Origin of the sequence: Nocardioides sp., from assembly GCF_034670285.1 — a bacterium.
GTDB lineage: Bacteria > Actinomycetota > Actinomycetes > Propionibacteriales > Nocardioidaceae > Nocardioides.
This window is the reverse complement of record NZ_JAXMNS010000423.1, coordinates 1-3170: the sequence shown is the minus strand read 5'-3', so window position 1 is coordinate 3170 and position 3170 is coordinate 1. Positions and strand designations below refer to the sequence as shown.

3 protein-coding genes are annotated in these 3170 nt (G+C 71.1%); all 3 read right to left on the bottom strand.

Features of this window, described 5'->3' with window-relative positions:
• Positions 1–1061: lytic murein transglycosylase (locus tag VOI19_RS17015; RefSeq protein WP_323794141.1), on the bottom strand; the 1061-nt coding region annotated here is incomplete at its 3' end.
• Positions 1062–1125: 64 nt separating this feature from the next.
• Complete coding sequence (locus VOI19_RS17010) at positions 1126–2013, bottom strand: oxidoreductase (RefSeq protein ID WP_323794140.1); 888 nt, start codon at positions 2011–2013, stop codon at positions 1126–1128.
• A 52-nt stretch (positions 2014–2065) separates the two neighbouring features.
• Positions 2066–2986, bottom strand: a complete 921-nt coding sequence (locus VOI19_RS17005) for a hypothetical protein (RefSeq protein ID WP_323794139.1) — start codon at positions 2984–2986, stop codon at positions 2066–2068.
• Positions 2987–3170: the final 184 nt, after the last annotated feature.

Sequence of the window (3170 nt, the reverse complement as noted above, 5' to 3'; positions counted from 1 at the left end):
GGGGTCGGTTCCGGGACCGGGGTCGACTCCGGCGACGGCTCGGGTGTCGGGGGCGACTCAGGGGTCGGCTCCGGGGTCGGCTCCGGGGTCGCGTCTCCGACGTAGGGCGCAGGCTGGGCGGAGTCACGGGCTCCCTTCGCGTCGGGGAGTCGCGACGCCCCGTTGGTCGCGCGGTCCGGGTCCACCGGCGCTGCCGTGGGACCGACCCTGACCGGCACCAGCTGTCCGGCGTTGAGGTGCAGGGTCTGCGGCTCCGGCTCACCTGCGGCGAGGTAGTCGTCGAGGACGTCGAGCACGGCAGCGGCGTAGTCGCCGCTGCGGTTGTAGCGCAGCAGGGCTTCGCGCTGCCCCGGGCGCGTGGCGAGGTCGTCGGCGCCCGAGCAGAGATAGACCGCCGCGGCCAGCGCGGCGTCGTCGACGTCCTGGGGCTCGCGCTGGCCGTCGCTGTCTCCGTCGACCCCGACCACGGCCCAGGTCGAGGGGATGAACTGGAAGGGCCCCACCGCTCGGTCCAGGGTCGCGTCGGCGTCAAGTCGGCCGTCGTCGGTGTCGCGCAGGTGCGCCTTCCCGCGCCGCCCGTTGAGCGCGGGCCCGATGATCGCCGGACGACTGACGCCGTCCTGCCCGACCTTCGCGCCACCGTGGCGGCCGTGGTCGGACTCGATCCGGGCAACGGCGGCAAGCAGCTGCCAGGAGAGGTGACAGCCCGGGTCAGCGACGCCGATCAGGCTCTCCGAGCGCTGATAGGCCGCCAGAGCCGCAAGCGGGATGTCGTCGGCGGAGGGACTCGAGGCCACGGTGAGCACCGGACCGACCGACGCCGTGGGCGCGGTGCCAACCGGTGTGGTGCTGGCCGGCGGCTCGACCACCGAGGGCGGGACCAGGTCGACACCCATGGGAGCAGTCGGCTCCGAGGAGACCACGGGATCTGACGGAACCACCGAGGTGAGGGCCCCCGCGGATGACTCCTCGGTCGTCGGAGCCGCGAGGTGGACGGTCCAGAGCGCCGCTGCAACGCCGACCGGGACGACGGCGACGAGGCGGAGCACCTGCGATGTCACCGTTTCAGTGAAGCACTCCTCACGCGTCCTGAACACCGCAACCGAGAGAATTGCCCGGTATGTGTCAGAGCGGCCAGGTGACCGACGTCCGTTCCTCGGAGAGCTCCCACAGCCGCCGGGCCACGTCGGCGTCTCGCGACTGCGTCGACCGCGGGTTGGGTCCCGGGGCGCCGCGCAGCCCTTGGAAGCCGGTCGGTCCGACATAGCTGTTGCCGGGGAGATCTGCGACGACGGCGTGCACGGTCGGCCGGGCGCCGAACTCGGCGCTGGTCGCCACCACCCGGTTGCTGATCGCCATCAGACGATTCATCAGGGGGTTCGCGTGGTGGCTCTGGAGGTTGGTCGCCGAGTAGCCGGGGTGGGCGGCGTGCGCCCTCACCGGCGAGCCGACCTCCTCGAGGCGGCGCTGGAGCTCGACGGTGAAGAGCAGGTTGGCGAGCTTGGACTGCTGGTAGGCACGCGTGGGCTTGTAGACGCCCTCGAGGTCGAGGTTGTCGAGGTCGACCTGCGGGCCGTTGTGGAGGCCGGAGGAGATGGTGACCACGCGATCGCTGATCTGCGGCAGGAGCAGGTTGGTGAGGGCGAAGTGTCCGAGGTGGTTGGTGCCGATCTGGCGCTCGAACCCGTCGACGGTGCGGCCCTCGGCGACCATCATGATTCCGGCGTTGTTGACCAGCGTGGTGATCGGACCGTCCCAGCCCGCCGCGAACGACCGCACCGACGAGAGATCGGCGAGGTCGAGCTCGCGCACCTCGGTGGAGCCATCGAGCTGGGCGGCAGTGGCCCGGCCGCGGACGACGTCGCGCACCGCGAGGACGACGTGGCCGCCTGCGCCGGCGAGCTTCTTGGCCGCCTCGAACCCGATCCCGGAGTTGGCGCCGGTGACGACGTAGACGGAGCCGGAGAGGTCCGGCAGGGCGGGCGCGGTGGACGAGTCGAACAAGCCGGACATGGCGAAGCCTCTGGAGGTCGGGAGTCGGAGGTCGGAGGTCGGAGGAGGGCGATCAGGAGGCCGCGAAGGGCCGGGTGCCGTTGGTCAGGCGCAGACCCTTGATCCCCGAGGTGGCCCGGGCGAAGTTGAGCTCGCGGAGAAGGTCACCGATCTGGTTGGAGAGGGGCAGCGGGGCGATCGCGACGGTCGACAGCGTGCCCACCGCCTTGCCGCCGCGCGTCATGAAGCCCGAGCCCGAGTCGCCGGGGACGCCGGGCGTCAACGTGTAGACCTCGTGACTCCAGCCCTCATCGGCGCTCGCGTCGCCGAGAGCGATGCCGGTCTTCGGGGACAGCGTCGACACTCCGGCCCGCAGGCTGGAGTTGCCATAGCTGTAGACGCTCTCGCCGGCGCTCGTGCCCGAGCGGTCGATGCCGGTGGGGCCGCCGAAGTGGGGGACGCTCGGGTTGACCTTCTTGACGTCCTTGGCGCGGACCTTCACCAGCGCGAAGTCGTTGTAGGCGCACGTGGGACCGTCGGTGGTGCCGACCTGGTCCATCGCCGACCACGAGGAGTAGGCGAGGCGGCCACGACCCAAGCGCGTCCCGGAGGTGACCAGACTTCCGCCGCGCACGAAGTCGACCTTCGTGCCGAGCGGCAGCGACATCACCTCGCACCCGTTGGTGTCGGTGGCCTCGCCCTTGCCCGCGCAGTGGGCGGCGTAGCCGACGTACACGCCACCGACGGCGTCGGTGAAGACGAAGTTGGCCGTGCACTGCGCTCCGGAGGTGTACATCATCACGCCGGGCGTGATCGTGGCCCGACCCGGCGCCGCCCAGGACTTCACCCGGCCGGCGTTCTTCCGAGCGGGACGAGCAACCTTCTTGGAGCTCGCCTGGGAGACCTGTGCGGAGACCTGGCCAGCGCTGCGCGCTGCCGGCGCTCCCGACGGCGCGGCCACGATGAGACCCCCCGCCACGGCCAGGGAGGCCATCGTCGCCAGAGTGCGACGGAACAGGGAGTCGCGCTGGAGGTCCATACCAGTGCAACGACCGCAGGGACCGTCGCGTTACGCGACAGTCCCTGAAAGGTACGAGTGGAGCTGAACGGGCGATCCGAGCCATTCCCCAGCAGCGGCGTTGCAGAAAATGACTCGGATCGCGTCCGAGGCGCACGAC